The organism is Hydrogenovibrio sp., assembly GCF_049975065.1.
Taxonomy (GTDB): Bacteria; Pseudomonadota; Gammaproteobacteria; order Thiomicrospirales; family Thiomicrospiraceae; genus Hydrogenovibrio.
Genome location: NZ_JBNGDN010000001.1, coordinates 46,450 through 72,027, shown reverse-complemented (window position 1 = coordinate 72,027; position 25,578 = coordinate 46,450). Strand labels below are relative to the sequence as shown.

The following is a 25,578-nucleotide window of genomic DNA, read 5'->3' as shown; positions in this document are numbered from 1 at the left end:
AAAATGCTCCGAACGCCCCATTCAAAACCCTTTTACCACCCTCTGAACAGGCTTCTGAATTCGTGAACCTGACTTTTCTGATCGACGAACTCTCCAGCGCAGATTGCTACCCGCATCCGACGGAAGTCATCACCACCATTGAAACCCACATTTCCGTGGTGTTCTTAACCGGTGAATTTGCTTATAAACTCAAAAAACCGGTGGATTTCGGTTTTTTGGATTTCGCCACTCTCGCCGCACGTCACACCTATTGCCAACTGGAAATACAACTCAATCAGCGCACGGCTCCGCAACTGTATCTGGGAATTTGCCCGCTTTACCTGAACGATCAAAATCACCTGCAGTTTCAGCCACATGGCGAGGCGGTTGAATACCTCATTAAAATGCGTCAATTCGATCCCAATCAGGTGCTTGGCCGCTATCTGATCGACCACACACTTGACGATGCTCAAATTCAACAGCTCGCCAGCCGCATTGCCGACTTTCATCAACGCGCAGAACCGGCTACCGACAGTGTTGCCTACGGTCACCCAGACGATGTGATTCACCCAATGCTGGAAAACTTTCCCCCGCTGATGAAAACCTTTTCGCACCCGGAATGGCACTATCGCCTGAAGCAGCTAGCCGACTGGACGCTGTTCACGCAGAAATCGCTGTTTAACGGTCTATTACAGCGTAAAAAAGGCGGTTTTATCCGGGCCTGCCACGGTGACATGCATCTGGATAACATTACCTTATTAAACGACGAGCCCACCCTGTTTGATGGCATTGAATTCAACGAACAATTTCGCTGGATCGATGTTATGAACGATCTCGCCTTTCTAATGATTGACTTGGAAAACCGCCAGCAAACCCGATTAAAGCGTAAGCTGTTAAGCTATTATCTGAGCCTGACCGGCGATTACGACGGCGTAAAATACCTGGCATTTTACCAAGTCTATCGCGCCATGGTACGCGCCAAAATCACCGCGCTTCGCTACCACCAGCTGCCGCAAAACACCCCGGAAGCCGAAAGTTTGCAAGCCAAGGCACTGGACTTCATTCGCCAGGCCGAAAATGACGCCTACGCCGTATCCGAGCCCAAGCTGATTCTGATGATTGGTCTGTCTGGCTCAGGAAAGTCCTATTACGCTTGGCAACTTTTGGACGCCATCGATGCGATTATTCTCAACTCTGACATAGAGCGTAAACGCCTTTATGGCATTGCACCAACACACCGAGTTCCCCCAGCCGAAAAAGCCCGCCTCTACGCCCCGGAAATGAGTCGCCGCACTTACCAAACCCTCTACGACCACGCGCAAATCCTATTACAAGAGGGCTTCAATGTCATTGTCGATGCCACCTTTCTTAAAGCCGAACATCGCCAACCGTTTCTCAATCTCGCGGAACGAACCCCTGCCCAAGCCTATCAATTCTGCCTTTGCCCCGATGATCACTATGCGCAGATTGAAGCCAACTTACGCCAGCGTCAACGTGAAAATCGCAGCCCATCCGATGCCGATGAAACGGTGATGCGACAACAAATCAAAACATTCGAACAACCCGAGGCGGACAAGCATACACTGTTTCACGTCCCGGGTGCTCCCTTGGACGAAACACAGATTAAGAATTGGCTGATGCGGCCGTTACAGTGATTATGCAAACCGCTTTTCCAAACCAGAATCGAGTGACGAGATTATGCCTTCTTTGCCATCTTTGCTTTCTTTTTTTAAATACTGGACGTTCACAGCGCTGCTCGTGTTTACCGGAGCGAGCTGGACAGCGGAAGACACGCCCGAAACACCCAAGACTGTCGATGAGATCACTTTGTTTGGTCTCAGCTTGGTCGATCTCAAGGCCAAGGACATCCGCAAACATCTGCGTCAACTGGGTGGATTTCATGAAGCCAGAGCCACTTATGCGCAACGAAATATTGACAAATTTTTCCCCTGGTCACGCATGAAGGACAGTTATTACGTTGAATTCCGCTATGATGGCACTGGGCGATTAACCTCCGTGTACCGCTTGTACCGTCCCGAATCCATTGCTTTCGAAAACCGCTTAAGCCGCATCACCACACGCGAAGTCGCCCAGACCATCGTCTCACAAATCGGCCAACCCACCCAAGTTGTGCGCAAAGGCTGGGGCGGCTCGCCGGATTACACCGCTTACATTTGGAAAAGCGATCAAATGACCGTCGAAGTGGATCGCCAAGGCAGCGAACTTTACGGCAACGTTTTTGTCCGTTACACAGTGAATCGTGACCCCTATTTGGTTGCAGAAAAATAAAAAGCGCGTAAACTAAAGTTATGAATTCGCGGTTTCTAAGCAATTTTCAAACCCTTTGGCGGAACGAGAGGCCAGATCGAATGCCTCGTTTACCGCTTATAATTTGAGCCTTTTCGATTGCATTTCGAGTTTTAGGAGATCAGCATGGACATTTCAACCACCGCCGGAGCCTATGCCTATCAAGGCATTCAGAGCGGCTTTAACCAGTTGGATCAGGACAGCCAGAAATTGGCGAACATGAACAATCCCAATAAAGCCGAACCGCTGGTCAGCATGAAACAAACCGAAACTCAGGTGGAAAGCTCGGCCAAAGCCTTGAAAACCGCAGACGATATGATTGGCACCCTTATTGACATTATGGCCTAATCCGAACAGTGCCGCCACCCAGCCTAAGATAAAGACACCCCCACCGTCTGTTCCACAAACCGCACCATATCCGGCCAGGCCTGGTCGAGATGCTGAAACGCATGATCACCGCCCTCAAACAGCCGCACCTGTCCCAGTGGATTGTAAGCCTCAAAAGCCGATTCATACGGAATCACCTCATCGCCCTTATCCAGTAACACTAAGGCCATCTGTTGTGGGTCCACATCGGATTGATAAGCGTGCAAATTCTGCAGATAAGATTCATTGAGCGTTATCACCTCACCGCTACTCGGATGCCGATGCTCTCCAAGGTGTGGGCGCAGTATCGGCTCAGGCTGCAAGGCCGGGTTAATCATACACACACCGACACCATAACGCTGGGCGATATAGCGACCGTAAAATCCGCCCATGGAGGAACCGAAAACACACCAGGCCTGGTGATTCTGCAGCCCCGCCTCCAACACACACCGCTCAATGGCCGCCATTGAAGCCTGCGGCGAAACCATCGGATAGGTGGGTGTCAATACCGCCAGGCCTGGCTTATTCAATGACGCAAACGCTTGGCGTATCCATTGTGCTTTATAGCTGTTTCCCGTGCTTAAAAAACCATGCAAATACAGAATCATGCTAAAATCTTCCTTATGTCTGATACTTTTAAATCCACCGATTCTCACCCCAGCGACGCAAAGATACATCGACCCAACCCAACGCCAAAAACGCCGCGCATTACCGAACGGCAGCCCAACCGAGAAATTTTCGAGGCGGCGCTCGCCATCGGTTTAACGCCGCTGCAAGCCAAACTGGTCGGGCAGCGATTGCAACCCAGCGATCTGCCACCCGGTATTCTGGCGGACGAAGTGCGCAAACTCGTTTTCCCCAAACTGCAATACCTTCAGCACCCCAAGGAACTGAAAAACGCCGACACAGCCGCTAGGCTGATTGCGGACGCGGTTGAATCCAACGGCCAAATCGTTCTGGCCACCGACTACGATACAGACGGCGTGACCTCGGCCTGGGTCGCCAGCCACGCGCTCATTGATTATTTTGGCGTGCCGGCGCATCGTTTGGAGCACGTTATCAGCGAAAGACGTGAAGGCTATGGCATTACCGATGAGGTGGTGGATCGCATTCTCGCCATTGAAGCGCCGATCGATCTCGTGATCTCAGCCGATCAGGGTTCCAGTGACGAAGCACGGATTCAGCGCCTCGCCAACCAAGGCATTCCGGTTTGCGTGACCGACCATCACCAAATTCCATTAGAAGGCACACCGGCAAGCGCCATCTGCACCGTCAACCCACAACAGCCTGGCTGTCAATACGACCAGACAGTGGCAGGATGTTTTGTGATTTTTCTGGTGATGACTCAAGTTCGGCAGGAACTGATTCGCCGTGGGCGCATCCCAAAAGACAGCCCCAGTCTGAAAAGCTTAACCTCCAATGTTGCCTTGGGCACGGTGGCCGACAGTGTCAGCCTGAAAAGTTTGAATAATCGTGCCGTGGTGCTTTCCGGCCTAGCGGACATCAACGGTTTGAATCAACCGGCTTGGCAAGCCTTACGCCAAATGCACGACAATCAAGGACAGGCCTTCAATGCGGAATACCTTGGATTCCAAGTAGCCACCCGCATCAATGCCGCCAGCCGAGTAAGCGATGTCACCACCGCATTCAAATTTCTCAATGCCACCTCTCTGGCGGAAGCCAGCCGTCACCTAAAACAACTGGATGAGGATAATCTGGAACGCCGTCAGCAACAGGAAATCATGCTTGCCCAGGCGCGACAACAGGCAGAACAACTCTATCACGAGGCCAAATTCACCCTGTGCATCCAAATGCAAGGCAACGCTGGGATTCAAGGCATTATCGCCTCCCGAATCGGTGACGCTTTCGGACTGCCGACCATTGCCATGACCGATTTACAGGATGGCTATTTGGCCGGCAGCGGACGCGGTATTGTGCCCGACATCGACCTGCGCGAAGCCTTTCAATGGATGGCCGAACAACACTCAGGACTGTTTGAATCCATGGGGGGGCACAAAGGCGCGGCCGGCTGCATGATTGCCATTGAAAAATACGCGGTGTTTTCGGAACTGTTTGAAGAGGCGATTCGTTGCCAACTCAAGGGGCAAGCCCCCATCCCCACCCTTGACACAGATGGCACCCTAACCGACGCTCAGTTGACACCGGCTCTGATCCAGGAACTGAGCCAACTGGAACCCTACGGTCGTGAATGGCCGAAACCGATTTTTCAAGGGACGTTTACCTTGATCGAATCCCGTTGCGTTGGGCAAACTCAAACCCATTTAGCGGTGAAATTACAGGGCGAAAGTGGTGCCGTCTTCTCAGGGATTTACTTTCACGCCAAATCGTCTGCCGACACGCCCGATCCATTTCAGCCGCCGCAAAAAGTGCTGTGTGTCTATCAACCAGACCTGAACACCTTTCATGGGCGAACCCGACTGCAACTGAAAATCGTCACCTTGCAGCCCGGCTGAAAAAGTGCAATCGCCGCTTTTGCGTTTACGCTAAAAACGCCAGAATGGTTTGCTGTATGTCGGTTTTATCGATCACCGCTTTTTGAGCAATGTCTTTATCGAACAGATCGGATATCTGCGATGGAATCGCAACGCGCGCTTTTTGCGAAATCATCTCTAAGGCCTCCTTGTCATGTTCAAATTTCTGACCGGTCAAGGCATCCGCAATCACCGGCGAAAACTTTGTCCATTCCGCAGTGGAATAAGCGATGGTTTTGAGTGATTTGTCTGCACGACAGGTATCGTAAACCTTAAAACAGGTGGCGGTGTGTGGACACATTAAATAGCCTTCATCAAACGCCGCCCGAATGTAATCCTTTCCTTCCTGATCGGTGCAGTAATCGGCGGCAAAAATCGCCTGAACCGCTTTCAGCTCATCGTCCGCTAGCTGATAGAATTTGTGCTCATCCAACTGCTGCATCAGCTCTTTGGTTCGCTGCGCACCGAACAAATCAAACAGAATTCGTTCGATATTGGACGATTTCAATATATCCATCGCCGGTGAGGTCGTGGGAATCACACCGGCGTCGCGCAGATCGTATTCACCTGTCTGAATAAAACGGGTCAATACATTATTTTGGTTGGAGGCAATGTGGATCTGCTCGACCGGCAACCCCATTTTCAGCGCATAATAGCCGCCCAACGCATTACCGAAATTACCGCTCGGCACGTTCAGATACACACGATCGCCCAGTGCAATGGCACCTTGGCGAACCAGTTCCAAATAACTGTGAATGTGGTAAATGGTCTGAAAAATAATGCGGCCGAAATTCACTGAGTTGGCGGCGGACAACGAAATGTGCTTGGTTTGCAATGTCGCCCGAAACGATTCGGATACCAACAGCGTTTTCAACGCCGTCTGCGCATCATCAAAATCACCGCGAATGCCAATGACTTTTAAATTCGGTGCCTCTTCCGTGACCATTTGCAGCCGCTGCACATCGGAAGTACCGCCGTCCGGGTAGAGGCAAACCACCTGAACCTTATCACGGTTTTTAAAGGTCTCCAGTGCCGCCGGCCCGGTATCGCCGCTGGTGGCCGCCAGTATCAGATATTGCTCATTATTGGCCTGCGCCACGGATGACAGCACCTTGCCGAAAGGTTGTAACGCCATATCCTTAAAGGCGCGGGTCGGCCCGTGATACAGTTCGCTGACGTAGAGATCGTCGTACACCTTGACCACCGGCACCGGATTGGTTGGGTCATCAAAGGCATCGTATAACGACAACGCCTCATCAATCACTTGGCCATCAATGTCCACTTCAAACAAGTCCAGAATGGCTTTGGCCAACGCTTTGTAGTCGGAATCCAAATGCGATTGCAGAAAATCCAAATCAAAATGCGTCAGACTTTCCGGCGAATAAATGCCACCAAAAGACGACATAGGGCTTAAAATGGCTTGCGAGAAACGAATTGAGGTTGGTCTGTGACCGTCATTACCACGGGTTTCGATAAATTGCATAAGGGTTCCAGTTTCGTATAAGTCGTATAAGTCGTGTTGTCAGAATTTGGCCGTCGGACGGCCTAAAACAGAGTAAACGTTCGGGTTTAAATTATACAAAAGTTTCACCCAAAAATCCCCATCCGTCAGGCTGACCAGCATCGCGTATCAAAGCACAATCGATTTGCGACGTCGCCAGAAGCGGCGAAGGTGCGTCGGCTTTAAGTGATAACGCTGAGGCCGCCCCACGTCAATGAATAACGAGTGCAGCGCCCCTTGCCGCAAGGCCGCCAACAAGGGCGCAAACCAATCGGCTTCAAGCCTGTGCAACTGCGAAAGCCAATCCGAAAGCGTGCCGTCCCGCGGTGCGGCTCGGTCAAGGTGAATCAAATGATGCGACAGAGGTTGAGCCATCGCCAAAGCCGATTCCGACCAGGCCTGGTAGTTTATCGGTTCTGGCTGACAGCCTGCTTGGGTGAGCTTTGCCAACCCTTGAAAGTAAAGATCATCCGAACACACATTGGCATTTGGTCGGCGCACCGCCCCCTTTAGATCCAAAGCTCCCTCGCCCCAAAACCAGAGGCTGTTGATTTCCGGACGGCCGGCTTCTCGCCGCGCTTCATTGACCGGATGACTGAAGAACAGCATTTGCGCTTCATTCATCAATTGCCGCCAATAGGGTGCCGCATGCCCACTCGGATAACAGGATTGAACGTGGCGATAAGCGACCTCTGGCAAGGGAAAGGTATGCACATCCACCGTTTGCGGCAAGCGCAAATACCAATCCGTTCGCCCACCGGCTTCCAGCCGAACGCCATCCAATGCAAAGTATTCGTTAAAGGCCAACCGCAAAGCCTCCGCTTCGGCCTCAGAAACCCCTAAATCCGCCGCTGGAATCAGCACCAAGGAGTCGCGATCCGGAATCATCTGGCAGAGTTCGGCTCTCAACCAAAAATCGGCCACCTCGAAGTCTGCTAACTGTGCCAAGGCCATGGTTGCCGCTGGCGGCTGCGAAACCGTCTGATGAAACAGATAGGCGCCTGTGTCGTAAATCGACTGCGACTTGACCGAAAATACATCGGCACGCGACATCAAAGTGGTCAGCGCCGGAAAGGCTTTCGCAGACAACTCGGAAGGAGCCGCTTCCCGGAGGGCACTGCAAACGGCTTCCGTCAGCAGATTGGGCACCCACAGAGTGAGCGCCAAAGAGGACTTAGACATGCGTGTGACCTAGCGAAAATGTTGGGTTAAATCCGCTCAAGCGTCGAGCGCACCGACTCGAATGCGCATGATTTCGCCATCAATTGCAGGCATAGCTTCCAGCTTTTTAAGCGCGCGATTCATTTCAGATTCTTTCACTTGGTTGGTGATAATCACCACCGTGGCATCCTCCGGATTCTGAGAGGATGGCTCTTGATGCAGCAACTCAATATTGATGTGATGCTCCGCCAGGGTGGCGCTCAACTGCGCCAACACACCGGCGTTATCCTTTGCAAAACACCGAAGGTAATAGGCCGAGTCAATCGCCTCAATCGGCAAGACGGGGGCTGAGGTCAGCTGATGCAACCCGAAGCCTAAGGGGGGCACACGATCCGCGACCGGTTGATGCGCGGCACGGACCAGATCAATGATGTCCGCCACCACCGCACTGGCGGTTGGCCCGGCACCGGCACCCGGCCCGTAATAGAGTGTCGGTCCAACATGGTTGCCGTGCACCATCACCGCATTCATGACGCCGTTGACCTGCGCCAATAATACCGATTTTGGCACCAATGTCGGGTGGACGCGCAACGAAAAGCCGTCTTCCGCTCGACTGGCAATTCCCAGATGCTTAATTTCATACCCCAACTGCTCGGCAAAGCGAATATCTTCCGCTGTGATTTGGCTGATGCCTTCGGTGTAAACCCGTTCAAACTGCAATTCAATGCCAAACGCAATGGATGCCAGAATCGTGAGTTTGTGTGCCGCGTCAATGCCTTCCACATCAAAGGTCGGATCGGCTTCGGCGTAACCCAACTCTTGGGCGGTTTTCAGCACTTTTGCAAAGTCCGCATCCGGTGTTTTCATTTCTGTCAGGATGTAGTTACCGGTACCGTTAATGATCCCCGCTACCCAGTCAATGCGGTTGGCGGCCAGGCCTTCGCGCAAGGCTTTGATAATGGGAATCCCCCCTGCCACGGCCGCCTCATAAGCAATGGACACGCCTTGTTCTTGGGCTTTTTGAAACAGCGCATTACCATGCTCGGCAATCAGGGCTTTGTTCGCAGTGACAATCGATTTACCCTTTTCAATCGCCGTTTCAATGCACGTTTTCGCCAGGCTTGTGCCGCCCATCAATTCCACAACGATGTCCACATCCGGATTATTCACCACATCCATCGGCTGATCGGTCATCACGGCACCGTCAATTTCAAGCGGTCTTGTCCGGTTCAGCTCCCGTACTGCGACATGAATGATGCGGAGCGTTACATCTCCGCCCAAACGACGCTCAATTTCCGGCAACGACTCCTGAAGAATCTGAGCGGTGCCACCACCGACGGTACCCAAACCTAACAAACCTAACTTAACTTGCTTCACACTGACTCCAAATTTATTTAACGTTGATCAACCCATCTTTGCGGAACATATCCCGAATGCCGCGAATCGCCTGACGAGTGCGATGTTCATTTTCAATCAAACCAAAACGGACATGATCGTCGCCATAGTCACCAAAACCAATCCCAGGAGAAACCGCTACCTTAGCGTCGGTTAGCAGTTTTTTCGAAAACTCCAAAGACCCCATTTCTCGATAGGCGGGGGGAATCGGTGCCCAGACAAACATGGTCGCCTTCGGCGGCTCGACTTCCCAGCCGATGCTGTTCAATCCCTGACACAGCACATCCCGCCGAACACGATACATATCACAAATTTCCTGAACACACTCCTGCGGTCCTTCCAATGCCGCAATCGCTGCCACCTGAATGGGGGTAAAAGTGCCATAGTCCAGATAGGATTTCATGCGTTTCAACGCATTCACCAGGTCTGGATTTCCAACCATAAAGCCGACACGCCAGCCAGGCATATTGTAACTTTTCGACAGGGTGTAAAATTCCACGGCAATGTCTTTCGCCCCCTCCACCTGCAGAATCGAGGGTGATTGGTAGCCGTCAAACACAATATCGGCATACGCCAAATCATGAATCACCCAAATATCGTGCTCTTTCGCGATGGCCACGACTTTTTCAAAAAATTCCAATTCCACGGTTTGCGTGGTCGGATTCCCAGGAAAGTTCAACACCAGCATTTTCGGCGTCGGCCAGGATTCCTTTATGGCCTTTTCCAATTCCTCGAAAAAACCCACATCCGGTGTCATGCGCACATGGCGAATATCGGCTCCGGCAATCACAAATCCATAAGGATGAATGGGATAAGCCGGATTCGGCACCAGCACCGTATCCCCTTTATCGACTGTGGCCAACGCCAGGTGCGCCAAGCCTTCTTTGGAACCAATCGTCACCACCGCTTCGGTATCCATATCCAGATCCACGTCGAATTTGGTTTTATACCAATTGCAAATGGCTTTGCGCAACCGCGGAATGCCTTGCGAGACAGAATAACGATGGGTGCCTTCACGCTGAACCACTTCCACAAGCTTATCGACAATGTGCTGCGGGGTATCCTGATCGGGGTTCCCCATGCCAAAGTCAATAATGTCTTCACCGCGCCGTCGCGCTTGCGCTTTTAGGTCGCCGACGATATTGAACACATAGGGAGGAAGTCGTTTGATTCTTTGAAAGTCGCCAGTCACTTGAGTGTTTAACCTTTAAAATTGGTTCTGCCAAATGCGCGCTCGCTTTCGGTTTATTTCAGCAACGAATCCAGCAGTCTGCCGGATTCAAGCCGACTGGCTGCGCGCCCGAAAAACCAACGAAACCACCTCAAACCACCGCGATTCGGAAGATTTCCAGACAGGACAGACGGTTTTGAAACCTCGAGACTTCAGAGCAACGCAGACAAAAAATCCGCGCAATAGCGACGCTTTCGGCAGAAAGTATAATGAGATTTAATCTACTAATGATACAGAAACAATTCCTTTCGTCAATTGAAATATTGACCGTATCCCCCCGCTCTCCCACAGATGAAAACCACTGCGAACACAGACGGTATCTTAGGTATAATTCAGTTCGGAAAATTGATAAATTTGCAGGCGATTGGAATCAAGAAGCCAGCAAGCTCAGTAGCAAGCTTGTGAACCCTTCAGGTTAGCACTTCGGATTCGAACGGATACACCCACGACAACAGAATGGAGGTCGAAATTGAAATTCACAGAACACCGAGATTCCAATATCTTGACGGTTAAACAATATCGCCCAGGCCTGGTCAAAATCAATGAATTTGAAATCGACAGCAGTTGCTTTTTGAGCCAGCATGAACTGAACAGCGACTGGAACTGTCCCAGCCTGGACGCACTCGACGAAAACCATTTAAAAGCGCTGTTTGCATTAAAACCCGATGTGATCATCCTCGGCACCGGTGAACGGCAGATTTTTCCCGACCCCAGTCTGTTTCGTTTTTGCGCTCAAAACGGCATTGGCCTTGAAGTCATGGACAACGCCGCGGCTTGCCGAACCTACAATGTCCTCACCACCGAAGATCGCAATATTGTTCTCGGCCTCATTATGGCGAAGCCTGAGTGAGCTTCAACAGTGGCTTGATGTCCACTTTTTTGCCACGGTAACGCGCCTCCACAAACAACTCCGGTTTTTTGGCTGTGCCCGTTTGCCCTAAGGTGGCAATCAACTGGCCTTTTTTAACCCGCTGACCTTCTTTAACTTGCAAGCTGTCGTTGTGTGCATAGACCGTCAAATAACCATTATCGTGACGAATCACCACCATATTGCCATACTGACGAATCCCATCCCCGGCATAAACCACTTCACCGTTCGCCATGGCATGCACGCCTTCCCCAACGGTGCCATCAATCACCAGACTATTTAACCCGCGACTGTCACGCACAAAACGATAAGGGGACGCTTGCTTGACAGGCCAAGCAAACGATACCCTGGAGGGCGCAACCGAGGCGTTCGCTTGCGCTTTTGGGCGCACCTTGGACGAGCGGTCAGCGGAAAACGCTCGCCCCACCTGTGGCATTACCAGCTCCTGACGAACATAAATCCGATAGGGTGGATCCAAATGATTCGCTTCGGCCAAAGCCGCCATCGTAACGCCGCAACGAACGGCGATTTCGCTCAAAGTGTCCCCCCACTTAACAACATAAAGGGCACCACAATCCCCTCTTTCAGCACTCCGCGAAGCCTTGGAGGCGGACGGATCACCCTGACCTTTATAATGATTACTGGTGGAACACCCGAACAAGCCGAAAACCAGCCAGGAGCAAATCAGTAGGGGTATAAAACGTTTCATCTTCTAAACCAACCTATCCCACATAGTGACCTTCACATCTTCAATTCGTACATTTTCACTGGCCTTACTGACGCCTTGATTCCATGATAAGCGTGATTCAGTCCGTCGCAATCGTGAATACGAGGGTTTTCAGAAACGAAGAACCAAAGGTAAATTTTCGGGCTAGACTATATCTGCTTAATTAAAATATACAGCATTACCAGCACAATAAAACCGTACCCTATCCAGTCGATGTATTGCCGAATTTTAGATTCATAACGCTCCCCACCCCATTTCATCAAGGCCGCCACCAGAAAAAAGCGCGCACCACGCCCGACAAAAGAAGCCAAGATAAAAGGCAGTAAGGCCATATTACTGGCTCCGGCACTGATCGTAAAGAGTTTATAAGGAATCGGGCTGAACCCAGCCAAAAACACAATCCAAAAACCATACTCCGCAAAGAACCCTTCGATGGCGTGGTATTTTTCCACATAATGCGCCGCTTCAATCAACGGCCAGACCGCCTCCAGCATCCAATACCCAATGGCATATCCGAAAAGCCCGCCCAGCAAAGAAGTGATTGTCGTCAACCAGGCAAAATAATAAGCCCGTTGCGGCTGCGCCAGACTCATTGGCATCAACATCACATCCGGCGGTATCGGAAAAAAAGAGGCCTCTGCAAAACTCATCCCCCCCAAGTACCAAGGCGCTTTAGGGTGTCGAGACCACCGCAGGGTTTTATCGTACAAATAACTGAAGAACTTCATTATTTTCTCATCGTAACAGCCGCACCAGACCTAATCGGATTCCAGCCCCGTCAGCATGGGCACAAACAAAACCTCACCCAAGTCGGTTTCGGTCACCTTTTCACCGGTTTTGACGAAACCGCACAAACGCTGTCGAGCGCCCCCCACCGGCATCACCAGACGACCGCCATCCACCAATTGTGCCAAAAGCGCCTCTGGCACAGTCTGCGGTGATGCCGCGCACAGAATGGCATCGAAGGGGGCTTTTTCAGGCCAGCCCCAATGCCCATCGGACAAGGCAACTTCGACATTTTTCAATTGTAAATGCTGCAGCACCCTACGCGCACGCAACATCAAAGGTTCAATACGCTCAACCGTATAAACCTCATCCACCAATAATCCCAGAATCGCCGCTTGGTAACCGGAACCCGTCCCCACTTCCAGTACGCGCTTCACCGCTTGACCCGCCCGTAACCAAGCCGTCATTTGAGCCACCACCCAGGGTTGCGAAATGGTTTGACCGAATCCGATCGGCAACGCCGTATCCTCATAAGCGCGTGAAGCTAGGGCTTCGTCTATAAAGACATGGCGCGGCGTGACCCGCATGGCATTCAGCACCGCCTCATCCTTGACCCCGTTTTGCCAAAGGCGCTCTATCAGCCGGTTACGGGTACGCTGCGATGTCATTCCCATACCTTGCTCGGCTTGAAACGCCTCATTCGGATAGATGACCGCTTCTGCCAGCCTAGCCATTTCAGCCCCTGTCCATCAGGTCACGCACCCGTCAAAACACCCGTTTAACAGGGCTTGCATTTCATAATGCGTTAAATCAATTTTCAAAGGCGTTATGGAAGCATACCCTTGTTCAACCGCATGAAAATCGGTGCCCTCAGCCGCATCCTCCGCTTCGCCAGCTGGACCGACCCAGTAAATGGGTTTACCACGCGGGTCTTGTGTGCAAACGACCCTTTCGGAACAATGTCGCTTGCCTAAACGAGTGATCCGAATGCCCTTTAAGGCCTCGATTGGAATATCGGGGACATTGATGTTTAAAATGGTCGTGCGATCCAACGGCAGCGTCTGATACGCTTTAAATAGATGGCTGATAACATGCGTGGCCGTTTCAAAATGGGTTTCACCGCACAAGGAAACCGCAATGGAGGGTTTACCAAGAAACCGCCCTTCCGTCGCCGCCGCCACTGTCCCCGAATAGAGAACGTCATCCCCCATATTCGCACCCGCATTGATGCCCGAAAGCACCATATCGGGCTGAAAATCCAAAGCGCCATTGATGCCTAAATGGACACAATCCGTAGGGGTGCCATTCACACTGTAGATCGACTCGCCATGCGATTTAATCCGCAAAGGCTCCATCAGTGTTAAAGAATTACTGGCGGCGCTGCGATTCCGATCCGGCGCAATCAGCCGAAGCTCAGAATGCACATTGAGGGTTTGCATACAATTCCACAAGGCTTGAATGCCTGGCGCATCATAACCGTCGTCATTGGAGAGTAGTATTTTCATAAGATCCTGAATATTATTATGAAGTCCTGAATATTATTATGAGGTTCTGAATTTTTTTATAAGGTCCTGTTGAACGCTTGGTTCGTTTAAAGGGCTTGCCGTCCATTCGGTTGAACACGACTGACGGGAAGCGCGAATTCTTCATAACAAAGACTTTCTGCGCTAAAATAACGTTTTTAAAGCCTGTCATTATAGCCTATGTCGTCCATTTCAGATGCAGATAAATCCCTGTTTGAACAAGCCGTAAAGGACGTACAAAAACTCAAAACGTCCAAAGCTTACTCACCCAATGCGGCAGGACACCTCCGCCCACGCAAGCGCACCAAAACGTCGCATCACCCCAGTCATCATCTCGACAATCAGACCTCATTTTCAATGAAACACCAGGCCTGGGAAAACTCTACCCAGAGCGTTTCTGCGTTTGAAACGCTCGAATACCGACAACCAGACTGTTCGGCACAGGATTTTAAACGGTTAAAAAAAGGCGACTTTTCAACCGCGTTTGAACTCGACCTGCATGGCTTGACCGAAGCTCAGGCGGACAAAGCACTTGCTCGGTTTCTTCAGGAAGCCATTGCCCACAAAGCGCGATACCTTATCATTGTGCACGGCAAGGGCTACAACTCCGAATCGAAGCAACCGGTTTTAAAAAATCTAGTCAATTGTCGTTTACCACAATGGCCTCAAGTTCTGGCCTTTTGCAGCGCGCAACCCAAGCACGGTGGCACTGGCGCCGTGTACGTATTTTTAAAAAAACAAGGTACGACAAGCGGCACCGACAAATAGCCCGAGTGAACAAAGCGTTTAATCAGAGCGGTTAATCAGAGCGATTGCATTCTAGTCAGACGATTTGCTCAGTGAGGTGTCGGAGGATGGCTCAGAATCTTTGTCTGAAGCTTGATTTTCAATAGGGTTTTCAGGAGAAGGCACCGATGTGATTGAGGGTTCCGTTGCGGCCGGAACCTTAGGCAGTTCAACCACTTTAATAAAGACCTCATTTTCACCGATCATGCCCAGTTTCTGACGGGCAATGGTTTCAATGGCTTGGGTATTGGATTGCAAATCTTTGACTTCCTTGCGAAGCAAAAAATTTTGATGTTCCAAAGCATCAATTTTCGCCTGAAACGCATCCAGCTTGTTTTGCAAAGACATCAGTTCGCCCACGCCACCGTCCGATGACAAGAGGCGAACCTGTAGAATCAAAATAACAATTGCGAACGCAATGTAGATGATTTTCAAGATTAACCCGGATTATTTCAGGTTATAGAAGGCGTCTTTTCCAGGGTACACCGCCGCATCGCCCAACTCTTCTTCAATGCGAATCAACTGGTTGTATTTCGCGATACGATCCGTTCTGGACATGGAACCGGTTTTGATTTGTCCGGCACCCGTCGCCACCGCAATATCGGCAATGACCGTATCTTCGGTTTCACCGGAACGGTGTGATACCACCGCCGTATAACCGGCGTCTTTGGCCATTTGAATCGCTTTAAAGGTTTCGGTCAAAGTACCAATCTGATTGATTTTAATCAAAATCGAGTTGGCAATGCCTTTGTCGATCCCTTCTTGCAAAATCTTTGGATTCGTGACAAACAAATCGTCTCCGACCACTTGCAAACGCTTGCCGTCTTTTTCCGTCTGATATTTGAAGCCGTCCCAGTCGGACTCGTCCAAACCATCTTCAATCGAAATAATCGGGTACTTATCCACCCAACTGGACAGTAAATCCACCATCTGTTCGGAAGATAGAGTCTTATCTTCAGACGCCAGATAATATTGACCGTCTTTATACAACTCGGAAGACGCGGCATCCATCGCAATCATAATGTCTTCACCCGCTTTGTAGCCGGCGTTTTCGATCGCTTCCAAAATCACTTGAATCGCTTCTTCATTGGATTTCAGATCCGGTGCAAAACCACCTTCATCGCCCACCGCCGTATTATAGCCTTTATCGTGCAACACTTTTTTCAGCGCATGAAACACCTCAGCACCATAGCGAATGGCTTCTGCAATGGACGGTGCGCCGACCGGCATAATCATAAATTCCTGGAAATCCACCGAGTTGTCAGCGTGCTCACCACCGTTGATGATGTTCATCATCGGAACCGGCATTTTGTAATCGTCGGTTTTCAAGTAAGCATACAAGGGCAAGCCTTTGGACTTTGCCGCCGCTTGCGCCACCGCAATCGAAACCGCCAAAATCGCATTGGCGCCCAAACGGGCTTTATTGTCGGTTCCGTCCAACTCGATCATCGCCTTGTCAATCGCGGCTTGGTCGGTAGCGTCTTTGCCCAGCAAACAGGCTTTGATTTCGGTGTTAATATTATTGACCGCTTTCAAAACGCCTTTACCGCCGAATTTCGAGGCATCACCGTCTCGCAACTCAATCGCTTCACGCGAGCCGGTGGAGGCGCCGGAGGGCGAAATACCACGACCTTTTGAACCGTCTTCCAGAATCACATCAGCTTCCACCGTCGGGTTACCACGGGAATCGATGACTTGACGTGCTTTAATCTCTTTAATCAATGACATGTGCATTTTCCTATTTCTTTTCAACTCAGTTTATTGGTTTCATCCGTTGCATTCTAAAAACAGATTATGGCAGCCGGATGACAAATTCGGTTTATCGGCTTTTGAAGCCGGTTTTAGCCCGGAAATTCATAAAAGCGAAAAGGGGCGTGATTTATGAACTTTTCGGGCTAGGACAGGTTTTCAATAAAGCCTTTTTCCTTGACCGCATCGTCAATGGACTTCAGGGTTTCCAGTAAGGGCTTCAAATTCCCCAGTGGCCACATATTCGGGCCGTCTGACAAGGCTTTTTCCGGATTCGGATGGGTTTCCATAAAAACACCGGAGACACCGGCTGCTACGGCAGCACGCGCCAACACCGGAACCATTTCACGCTGCCCGCCGGAAGTGGTGCCTTGCCCACCCGGCTGCTGCACGGAGTGCGTCGCATCAAACACCACCGGACAGCCGGTTTGACGCATGGACGCCAGGCCGCGCATATCGGAAATCAAGGTGTTGTAACCAAAGGACGTACCGCGATCACAGACCATAATTTGATCGTTCCCGACTTCTCTCGCTTTCAATACCACCTGATCCATATCCCAAGGCGCCTGAAACTGACCTTTTTTGATATTGACCGGCAGGCCTTGGCGGCAGACGTTTTGAATAAAGTTGGTTTGACGCACTAAGAAGGCTGGCGTTTGCATCACATCCACTACCGACGCCACTTCATCCAATGGCGTGTCTTCATGCACATCCGTCAAAACCGGCACGCCGATCTCGTCTTTCACTTTCTGCAAAATACGCAAGCCTTCTTCAATCCCTAAGCCGCGAAAGCTTTTGGTGGACGAACGATTCGCCTTATCGTAAGACGATTTAAAAATAAACGGAATGCCCAAGGTGTCGGTCAAAACTTTCAGCTGCTCGGCTGTATCCAGTGCCAACTGTTCCGATTCGATCACACACGGACCCGCAATCAAAAATAACGGTTGATCGATTCCAACTTTAAAACCGCATAAATTCATTTCAATGCCTTTTCATAAAAGAGAGCGTTACAACCAAGATCTCTAAGCGTTTTTGTGAGTGTTCGCAGCTTCAACAAAGGCTTTGAACAAAGGGTGACCGTTTCGCGGGGTCGATGTAAATTCTGGATGGAACTGACACGCCACAAACCAAGGGTGGTTTTCAATTTCAATCGTTTCCACCAGATTACCGTCTTCCGAACGCCCGGAAATAATCAACCCGGCTTTTTCCAGCTTGGCGATATAGCCATCATTGACTTCATAACGATGTCGATGACGCTCACGGATGAGCGTTTGACCATAGATTTCTGCAATTTTCGTTCCGGCCACCAACAAACACCCTTGCGCGCCTAAACGCATGGTGCCGCCGAGATCCGTGGTTTCGTCACGCTCGACCAACTCACCGTTTTCATCCGTCCACTCGGTAATCAAGGCCACCACCGGCGTTGGGGTGTCGGCATTCAACTCAGTGCTGTGCGCATTATCCAACCCGGCGACATGACGGGCAAACTCCACCACCGCCATTTGCATCCCCAAGCAAATCCCCAGATAAGGCACTTTGTTTTCACGGGCAAAACGAATCGCTTGAATTTTACCTTCAACGCCACGTTCGCCAAAGCCGCCCGGCACCAGCACCGCATCCATTTTCTGCAAGGCTTCGGTGCCGTTTTTTTCAATGTCCTCGGAATCAATATAGTGAATATTCACTTGCGTCAGCGTTTTGATACCACCATGAATCAGCGCTTCAATCAACGATTTATAGGCTTCGGTCAAATCCACATACTTGCCGACCATGGCAATATCCACCGACTGCTTGGGATGCATTTGCGCATCCACGACCCGATCCCAGTCCGACAAGTCCGCTACCGGCACATCCAAGCGAAAACGATTTGTAACCAATTCATCCAAACCTTGTTCATGCAGCATTCTGGGCACCTCGTAAATGGTGCGCGCGTCCAGTGAATTGATGACCGCCTGCTCCTCCACATTGGTGAAAAGCGCAATCTTACGTTTTTCGGAAGCTTCCAGGGGGCGTTCAGAACGGCAAATCAGCACATCCGGCTGAATCCCGATGGAACGCAACTCTTTGACGGAGTGCTGCGTGGGTTTGGTTTTCACTTCTCCGGCCACGGCGATATAAGGCAGAAGCGTCAAATGCATAAAAAGGGCACGTTCACGACCAACTTCCACACCGAGTTGACGAATGGCTTCCAAGAACGGCAGGGACTCAATATCCCCTACCGTGCCGCCCACTTCCACCAAAGCCACATCCGCACCGGCCGCGGCTAACCGAATGCGATGTTTAATTTCATCGGTAATGTGCGGAATCACCTGAACCGTCCCGCCCAAATAATCGCCGCGCCGCTCATTGCGAATCACTTTTTCGTAAACCTGACCGGTCGAAAAGCTATTGCGTCGCGTAAAATTACGTTGTACAAAACGCTCATAATGCCCTAAATCCAAGTCGGTTTCAGCGCCATCATCGGTCACAAAGACTTCGCCATGTTGAAACGGGCTCATGGTGCCCGGATCCACATTAATATACGGATCCATTTTCAGCATACTGACTTTAAGCCCTCTCGCTTCTAAAATAGAGCCGAGAGACGCGGCCGCAATGCCCTTCCCGAGAGAAGAAACCACACCGCCTGTTACGAATATAAACTTTGTCATGAAATCACTTTAGCTTGGACTTAATTCAGCATTATTCAGTTAACCCGAATATTTCACAAATTTGCACCGACCTTGCTTGCTCCTTGATTCTACAAGAAATATTTTCTCAGTCGGCCGTAATCATGAATACGACACTTCTTCGAAAATTTCCTTGTGAAAACAAGGTTCTGCGCAATTTCGGCACAAATCCATAAAACATTCGGGTTAAAGACATCATTAAAAAATGCCTTTGAAACTGGCTAGTACCTACCGGAATTGGATAATCAGAATGGAATCAAATTATACCGTAACCCCGTTTTTTGGGCAATCATTCATTCCGTTCGATGCGACAGATCCGCTTCAACACCGCCCAAAACGGCGATGATTTCGCCATCTTTTTCCAACAGCGGCCAGCGACGACGATCCCAAGGCGGCACCCCTTGACGCTGAAACCATTTTTTCAGACGCGACTTCAAACCGAGGCGCTGCACATCTTCTGGTTTCATCGCGCGCACCCAAGCCCCATCGGACGATAATCTGGCGTTTAACCAGGCCTGGTCACTTTCTGTACCTTGGTAAAGCCTATGCGAAAAATAATAATTTTGTGCCTGAAAGTCCGCCCCAACCACACGATAATCCGCATCGGCAATTACGCGCAACATGGCCTCTGAAAAAGCATACAGTTGATTTCGATGCCAACGATACTCCATGCCCGCCTGCTTTAAACGCGGATGCGATTCAGGGTTTGAATGCTGCAAGCACTGTAATACCCAAGCGTAAACCGTCTCGTTTAAGCGGACATTCAGCGCCACTTCACGCGCCCAATAGCGCAACGCATTTTTAACCCGCAAAGCGCCCAAACGGGAAACCCCTTCCAAGCTTAATTGATAGGCATTCATCACTGCTCCATCCAGGTCTTGCTTGGCCAAGGCATCCAACAAACAGACGGATTCGGACAGATGCTCAATGGTTTGCCCTAACGTCTTTTCGGCTTTTGGCCAGGCCTGGTCAATGTGTGGCCACACGCGATGGCGGATGAAATTCCGCCGAAAGCTCGGATCGGAATTGGAGGGATCCGCCACCCAAGTCAGACGGTGCTGGTGCGCATAAAATTGCAAGGCCGAATAAGGCACATCAAGAAGTGGACGAGCATGCAGGTGCACTCGCCCTTGGAAACGCACGGTTTTTTCGGATGGCATGGCCGCTAACCCAGAGAGGCCGCAACCGCGCAACGCATTGAGCAGAAAGGTTTCCGCCTGATCTCGCAGATGGTGCGCCGTCAATAAAATGGTCTGGGCATCAAGGCATTCATACAAGGCTTGATAGCGTGCTGCACGCGCCAAAGCTTCCAGGCCTTGACGCTTGGCGGTCGCCACCTGCACCGCCACCGACTGATACTCAATGCCGCGCGTACGACAGAAGTCCGCGGTAAAATCCTGCCAATCGCTCGCCTCGGGTTGCAACCCATGATGAATGTAAACCGCTCGGAGCCGATTGGGCGGCAATACCCTAGATAAGGCGTCCAACAATACCACAGAATCCATACCACCACTAAACGCTACCAAAAAGCGGTTGGGCGGCGGATATTGCGCCAGCCAGGCCGAAACGGCGGATTCGACCTTTGATTGCGACATTTTCAACCTCGTTCAAAACCCCAGTCAGATACGCCCCGGCCTCAAGCCACATCAAAATTGCCATAGTGCATATAGCGCTGATAACGATTTTCCAGCAAGGTTTCTACAGGCTCTATCTTTAAGGCGTCCAACTGTTCCAGCAGCGCCTGTTTCAAAGAGGCGGCCGCCGCCTTCGGGTCTCGGTGCGCGCCGCCCAATGGCTCGGACACAATCACATCCACCAGACCCAACTCTTTCAGTCTGGGCGCGGTAATGCCCAGCGCAGTGGCGGCATCCGCCGCATTGGCGGCATCTTTCCATAAAATGGAGGCACAGCCTTCCGGCGAAATCACCGAATAAGTACTGTATTGCATCATTAAAGTGACATCCCCCACACCGATCGCCAGAGCACCGCCAGAACCGCCTTCACCGATCACCGTGCAAATCACCGGCACCTTCAACTCCGCCATCTCAATGAGATTGCGGGCAATGGCTTCGGACTGACCGCGTTCCTCAGCATTAATTCCTGGGTAAGCTCCCGGCGTATCAATAAAGGTCAAAATCGGCAGATTGAAACGCTCGGCGGTTTTCATTAAACGCAGCGCTTTGCGATACCCTTCCGGGCGCGGCATACCAAAATTGCGGCGAATTTTTTCTTTGGTGTCTCGGCCTTTTTCCTGTCCAATCACCATCACTGGATACCCATCGATACGCGCCAAACCGCCCACTATCGCCGCATCATCGGCAAACGCACGATCGCCGTGCATTTCAGTAAAATCGGTGAACATTTGGCTGAGATAATCCAATAAATAAGGGCGCTGCGGGTGGCGCGCCACTTGGGCGACCTGCACATCCGACAGCCGACTGAAAATGGACTGAGTCAGATTGCGGCTTTTTTCTTCCAGAGCGGACACTTCTTTTAGCAAATCCATGTCCTGCCCGTCCAAATGACGCAATTCGTCAATTTTGGCTTCCAGCTCCGCAATCGGTTGTTCAAACTCTAAAAAATCTAATTTCATAAGTGTCCTATCGTCTTTTCTGTGTCAGGGCCAACCGAAGTCGCCACCGGAAAATCATCCAACAATACTTCCAACAAATAATGGGGTGCTATTCTAACAAATTAGCCCACCGCTCCCCAAGCTTTTGCTTTGACCGCCTGAACTCGGCGATAGACCTGTAACAACCCCCGATGACTGCGACTTTCCTGAAAAGCGGCCGCCCCCATCGGCAAACCGCCAAACAGTTCTTCTCCACGAATACAACGCCACACCCGCTCGGTCAAGGCCTCGCCAAACAAATCCGCCTGAACGGAAACGGGATAGGTTTCCAAATCACTCTGCAGCAGAACCTCCAACCCAAATTCCAAGGCAATATACAACCGGTGCCATTCCGGGTCATCCACAAAATACAAACTGGTCTGCAACGCATCCAACGCTGTCTCATAGTCTCCACTGGCCAGCGCCAGCCACATCTGCAATTCAATCATCTTCAGCTTTTGCCAATAAGACCCCGGGTCTGGCCGCAAGCCAATTAAATTCGCCACTCCCTGGTGCTCCGAAAACCCCATCGCTTCGATGGCGTCATAAGCCGCCTCAAAGCGATTCGGCGCCTTAGACACCATTAACGCGGCCAATTGTTCACGCAAGGCCCGTCCGCGATTCTGATTATCTTCCAGCAACTCATGTCTCGGAAACACCTCTGACACCCCGGGCACCAGGATTCGGCAGGCTGGCACGCCAAAGTGATTATATTCGGCATAAAAAACATCGCGCCCCTCACGGTCAAAGCGCTGCAACAGGTTTTCCAGCTGAGCGCTTGTGTCGCCCTCAAAATCCCAATGCACAAATTCAAAATCGTATTGCCGACTGATAAAGCGTGCATGAATCAACCCGCTGGAATCAATAAAATGATTTTCAATATTTTCATCCTCTGCCACCCGTTCCGCATCAAACACCGGTGTCTGAAAACCGTCCAACTGCTCCAGACGACGTCCCTGCAACGACTCGGTCAAGGTGCGCTCCAGCGCCACTTCAAACATCGGATGAGCACCGAAAGAGGCAAAACAACGTCCGCTTTTTCGATCCAGCAGAGTCACATTCATCACCGGATAAGCCCCGCCAAGGGAAGCATCGCGAATCGACACTGCCAGGCCTTCCGCCTGCAGTGCCGTTCGAGCCGCCACCACCGTTGGAAACTGTTGAATCAACGCCTCCGGCACCTCCGGCAAACACAGGTTCTCGGTCAGAATACGCTGCTTCACCCAGCGTTCAAACACCTCGGACAAGCCTTGCACCAAGGCCTCCTGCGGTGTATTGCCCGCACTTAACCCATTACTCGCATAAAGATTACTCAACAGATTCATCGGAAAATAGACGATTTCACCCGAACGTGCCTGACGAAGCGGCAAACAGCGAATGCGCTCAACCGAATCGTTTAAACTCAAAAAGTCGTCACCGCTCAAATCCCCATCGGCCTCATAAATCGCCCAGAGCGACGGCGTTAAAAGCGATTTAAAATCCTCTAAAGCAATGGTTTTTTCATCTGGAAAGTAGAGCCAGTCCGGCGCTTTATCCGCGTCATCCTCTGACGGTTCAAGGTAAAAGTCGGAGAAAAAATAGTTGGTCTCCAAACGTTCGAAAAACTCTCCCAGAGCGCTGGCCAGAGTGGCTTTGCGACTGGCACCCTTGCCATTGGTAAACAATGTCGGGCAGTTGCGGTCGCGTAGGTGAACCGAATACACATTTGGCACCGGATTCAACCAAGACACCTCTTCAATATCAAACCCCGCGGCCTGCAACAGCGACTGCATTCGCAAAATCGACTCTTCCAGACAGGCATCCTTGCCTTTAATAAACGTTTTTTCAACCATACAGTTTCCTCGTGAATCATGACTTCCTCAACCCCTCACGGAGCCAGAGCCATCCCGGCAGCCTTGCGGCTTGAAAAATTGCCAGACCTGGGCATTTTGTGACTTATCTCGGGTTAGATCATTGGTAGCCAAGAACTAAATCTTCAAAGCAACCAGTCTTCAAAGCAACCATGATCAATTTTATAATGATAAATTTTATTTAGTGTGCGGGTAAAAACATTAATAAGAAGCCCAGCCGTTTATCAGTACAATGAAATCGTATTATTGTCGGACGAATCTTGAATATTTCACTTTGGAGGCTCTATCTTATGAAACACGCTCAAGCATTTTTAATGACCGGCTTGCTCCTAACCCCGATCATGGCGCACGCCGAAGCCCATCCTGGCAAAACGCTACACGATGACGCCAACTGCATGAAATGCCATGCCGAGCTGGGCTACAACAAAGAAACACTGGTTAAAATGAGTCCAAAAAACTATGCCGATCTGCAAAAAGCCGTGGCTTATTGTGACAGCAATTTGAATGTTGGCTGGTTTGACGATGAGCGCGAACAGGTGGTGGATTATTTAAACGTCACCTACTACAAGTTCCCAAAATAACGCAAACGCACTCAATCCCACTGCTGCCATCGCAGAACAACCACAAATCATTCAAACCCACTAATCCGCCATCCCGAGGTGCTTCAATTGAGCCTTTAAGGTTTTCAGCGCTTCGGGATCGGCTTTTTTCACGTCCTCTTCGTACAGAATGGCTTCAGCATCGCGAACCACTTTATCCATGGCATCGACTAAAAAGTAGGTTCGCATATTGGATTCAATCGCTGGCCAATCCCGCGACTGAGCCCGCCAAAGTTGGTTCAACGTTGGGTCTTCCTTCAGCAAATCACTCACTTGCGCCAGCAAGACATTGAGATGCGGCACCGACTCGTGCGGCCAATAGGGGCGACCGTTTTCAGGGTCGTAATAACTGGCACGATCCAGCTTGGCGATTTCCAGCGCCGGAATAATCCCTTCAATCCCCGCATAAGCCGCTTCGGCTTCTGCGCTATCAAGCCGATCGATCGACATCACCGGCACATTCGACTTCCAGCGTGAGTAGGTAATGTAAACATTGTACCGATCAATAAAATTCAGCTTACCTTTGTCCAGCTTCATCACCTTATCGCGTGGCACAATATACTCCAAGCCTTCACTGGTCAACTGTTTGGTATTGTCCCAGATTTCCCAGCCCGACTGCCCCGTTTCTTGCCCCCTCTCGTTTACCGCAATCGGCACACAGGACAAACCATAATCATGCCCCTCGACAAAGTCGCGAACCGAAATCTGATAATCGCCCTCTGGGGTGACTTTACGAATAATACCGATAATGTATGCGTCTCCCTTGATGTTATTCGCCGGAAACCCAACCAGAATGGTTTCGCCCACTTTAAACTTTGACGACACCGTATCGGCTACTGCCCAAGTAGTGGACAGAAGCCATAGCAGACCCAACCAGACAGACAATTGCTTTTTCACTTCCTTCTCCATACTTTTCTCACCAAAGGTATCTCATCAAACGTATCTCTTCAAACGTATCGCCCCCACCAAGAGGCCATTCTACCATTCGCCCAAAGGGATCCGTTAAGAAACCAAGCTTTTGACCGTTCTTGGCGCAAGGTG

The 25,578-nt window shown here is 50.7% G+C and carries 24 protein-coding genes; 7 read left to right on the top strand and 17 right to left on the bottom strand.

Annotated features, from left to right (window positions below):
- Window positions 1-62 precede the first annotated feature (62 nt).
- The 3 genes from ACP5D0_RS00345 to ACP5D0_RS00335 all read left to right on the top strand — a co-directional run bounded on the left by ACP5D0_RS00345 (window position 63) and on the right by ACP5D0_RS00335 (window position 2,634).
- The gene (locus ACP5D0_RS00345) at window positions 63-1,634 is read left to right on the top strand and encodes a bifunctional aminoglycoside phosphotransferase/ATP-binding protein (protein WP_472363557.1); all 1,572 of its coding nucleotides are present in this window, start codon (window positions 63-65) and stop codon (window positions 1,632-1,634) included.
- 43 nt (window positions 1,635-1,677) lie between these two features.
- The gene (locus ACP5D0_RS00340; RefSeq protein WP_472363556.1) at window positions 1,678-2,268 is read left to right on the top strand and encodes a hypothetical protein; all 591 of its coding nucleotides are present in this window, start codon (window positions 1,678-1,680) and stop codon (window positions 2,266-2,268) included.
- Between the two features lie 144 nt (window positions 2,269-2,412).
- Complete coding sequence (locus ACP5D0_RS00335) at window positions 2,413-2,634, top strand: hypothetical protein (RefSeq protein WP_472363555.1); 222 nt, start codon at window positions 2,413-2,415, stop codon at window positions 2,632-2,634.
- A gap of 23 nt (window positions 2,635-2,657) precedes the next feature.
- Here ACP5D0_RS00335 and ACP5D0_RS00330 read toward each other — a convergent pair whose 3' ends face one another.
- Window positions 2,658-3,260, bottom strand: a complete 603-nt coding sequence (locus ACP5D0_RS00330) for a YqiA/YcfP family alpha/beta fold hydrolase (protein ID WP_472363554.1) — start codon at window positions 3,258-3,260, stop codon at window positions 2,658-2,660.
- A 15-nt stretch (window positions 3,261-3,275) separates the two neighbouring features.
- Here ACP5D0_RS00330 and ACP5D0_RS00325 point away from each other — a divergent pair, with 15 nt between their 5' ends.
- Window positions 3,276-5,126, top strand: a complete 1,851-nt coding sequence (locus ACP5D0_RS00325; protein ID WP_472363553.1) for a single-stranded-DNA-specific exonuclease RecJ — start codon at window positions 3,276-3,278, stop codon at window positions 5,124-5,126.
- Window positions 5,127-5,151: 25 nt separating this feature from the next.
- Here ACP5D0_RS00325 and thrC read toward each other — a convergent pair whose 3' ends face one another.
- From thrC to alaC, 4 genes are all read right to left on the bottom strand, one after another.
- On the bottom strand, window positions 5,152-6,627 hold the full coding sequence (thrC, locus tag ACP5D0_RS00320) for a threonine synthase (protein WP_472363552.1): 1,476 nt from the start codon (window positions 6,625-6,627) through the stop codon (window positions 5,152-5,154).
- A gap of 147 nt (window positions 6,628-6,774) precedes the next feature.
- Window positions 6,775-7,827, bottom strand: coding sequence for a hypothetical protein (locus ACP5D0_RS00315; RefSeq protein WP_472363551.1), 1,053 nt, complete (start codon window positions 7,825-7,827; stop codon window positions 6,775-6,777).
- A 36-nt stretch (window positions 7,828-7,863) separates the two neighbouring features.
- On the bottom strand, window positions 7,864-9,183 hold the full coding sequence (locus ACP5D0_RS00310) for a homoserine dehydrogenase (RefSeq protein WP_472363550.1): 1,320 nt from the start codon (window positions 9,181-9,183) through the stop codon (window positions 7,864-7,866).
- Between the two features lie 13 nt (window positions 9,184-9,196).
- A complete protein-coding gene (alaC, locus tag ACP5D0_RS00305) occupies window positions 9,197-10,393 on the bottom strand; it encodes an alanine transaminase (protein WP_472363549.1) in 1,197 nt (398 codons plus the stop codon).
- 508 nt (window positions 10,394-10,901) lie between these two features.
- Here alaC and ACP5D0_RS00300 point away from each other — a divergent pair.
- The gene (locus tag ACP5D0_RS00300) at window positions 10,902-11,282 is read left to right on the top strand and encodes an Mth938-like domain-containing protein (RefSeq protein ID WP_472363548.1); all 381 of its coding nucleotides are present in this window, start codon (window positions 10,902-10,904) and stop codon (window positions 11,280-11,282) included.
- Here ACP5D0_RS00300 and ACP5D0_RS00295 read toward each other — a convergent pair.
- From ACP5D0_RS00295 to surE, 4 genes are all read right to left on the bottom strand, one after another.
- Entirely contained in the window at window positions 11,263-12,009 is a 747-nt protein-coding gene (locus ACP5D0_RS00295) for a peptidoglycan DD-metalloendopeptidase family protein (protein WP_472363547.1), read from the bottom strand. The two genes, ACP5D0_RS00300 and ACP5D0_RS00295, sit on opposite strands and share 20 nt — an antisense overlap.
- A gap of 167 nt (window positions 12,010-12,176) precedes the next feature.
- Window positions 12,177-12,755, bottom strand: a complete 579-nt coding sequence (locus tag ACP5D0_RS00290; protein WP_472363546.1) for a YqaA family protein — start codon at window positions 12,753-12,755, stop codon at window positions 12,177-12,179.
- Between the two features lie 30 nt (window positions 12,756-12,785).
- A complete protein-coding gene (locus ACP5D0_RS00285) occupies window positions 12,786-13,487 on the bottom strand; it encodes a protein-L-isoaspartate(D-aspartate) O-methyltransferase (RefSeq protein WP_472363545.1) in 702 nt (233 codons plus the stop codon).
- Between the two features lie 15 nt (window positions 13,488-13,502).
- Window positions 13,503-14,258, bottom strand: coding sequence for a 5'/3'-nucleotidase SurE (surE, locus tag ACP5D0_RS00280; RefSeq protein WP_472363544.1), 756 nt, complete (start codon window positions 14,256-14,258; stop codon window positions 13,503-13,505).
- A 198-nt stretch (window positions 14,259-14,456) separates the two neighbouring features.
- Between surE and ACP5D0_RS00275 the strand changes: the two genes are divergently transcribed.
- Window positions 14,457-15,044, top strand: a complete 588-nt coding sequence (locus ACP5D0_RS00275; RefSeq protein ID WP_472363543.1) for a Smr/MutS family protein — start codon at window positions 14,457-14,459, stop codon at window positions 15,042-15,044.
- A gap of 51 nt (window positions 15,045-15,095) precedes the next feature.
- Here the strand turns inward: ACP5D0_RS00275 and ACP5D0_RS00270 are convergent, their stop codons facing one another.
- From ACP5D0_RS00270 to ycaO, 7 genes are all read right to left on the bottom strand, one after another.
- Entirely contained in the window at window positions 15,096-15,497 is a 402-nt protein-coding gene (locus ACP5D0_RS00270) for an FtsB family cell division protein (RefSeq protein ID WP_472363542.1), read from the bottom strand.
- A gap of 12 nt (window positions 15,498-15,509) precedes the next feature.
- On the bottom strand, window positions 15,510-16,790 hold the full coding sequence (gene eno, locus ACP5D0_RS00265) for a phosphopyruvate hydratase (RefSeq protein WP_472363541.1): 1,281 nt from the start codon (window positions 16,788-16,790) through the stop codon (window positions 15,510-15,512).
- Window positions 16,791-16,957: 167 nt separating this feature from the next.
- A complete protein-coding gene (gene kdsA, locus ACP5D0_RS00260; protein ID WP_472363540.1) occupies window positions 16,958-17,791 on the bottom strand; it encodes a 3-deoxy-8-phosphooctulonate synthase in 834 nt (277 codons plus the stop codon).
- 42 nt (window positions 17,792-17,833) lie between these two features.
- A complete protein-coding gene (locus ACP5D0_RS00255) occupies window positions 17,834-19,459 on the bottom strand; it encodes a CTP synthase (RefSeq protein ID WP_472363539.1) in 1,626 nt (541 codons plus the stop codon).
- Between the two features lie 311 nt (window positions 19,460-19,770).
- Complete coding sequence (gene tilS / locus ACP5D0_RS00250; protein ID WP_472363538.1) at window positions 19,771-21,072, bottom strand: tRNA lysidine(34) synthetase TilS; 1,302 nt, start codon at window positions 21,070-21,072, stop codon at window positions 19,771-19,773.
- Window positions 21,073-21,113: 41 nt separating this feature from the next.
- Complete coding sequence (gene accA / locus ACP5D0_RS00245) at window positions 21,114-22,070, bottom strand: acetyl-CoA carboxylase carboxyl transferase subunit alpha (RefSeq protein ID WP_472363537.1); 957 nt, start codon at window positions 22,068-22,070, stop codon at window positions 21,114-21,116.
- A gap of 101 nt (window positions 22,071-22,171) precedes the next feature.
- Window positions 22,172-23,920 (bottom strand): 30S ribosomal protein S12 methylthiotransferase accessory factor YcaO, encoded by a 1,749-nt coding sequence (gene ycaO, locus ACP5D0_RS00240; protein WP_472363536.1) that lies wholly within the window; start codon window positions 23,918-23,920, stop codon window positions 22,172-22,174.
- 308 nt (window positions 23,921-24,228) lie between these two features.
- Here ycaO and ACP5D0_RS00235 point away from each other — a divergent pair, with 308 nt between their 5' ends.
- Entirely contained in the window at window positions 24,229-24,519 is a 291-nt protein-coding gene (locus ACP5D0_RS00235; RefSeq protein WP_472363535.1) for a hypothetical protein, read from the top strand.
- Between the two features lie 60 nt (window positions 24,520-24,579).
- Here ACP5D0_RS00235 and ACP5D0_RS00230 read toward each other — a convergent pair whose 3' ends face one another.
- Entirely contained in the window at window positions 24,580-25,434 is an 855-nt protein-coding gene (locus ACP5D0_RS00230; RefSeq protein ID WP_472363534.1) for a hypothetical protein, read from the bottom strand.
- Window positions 25,435-25,578: the final 144 nt, after the last annotated feature.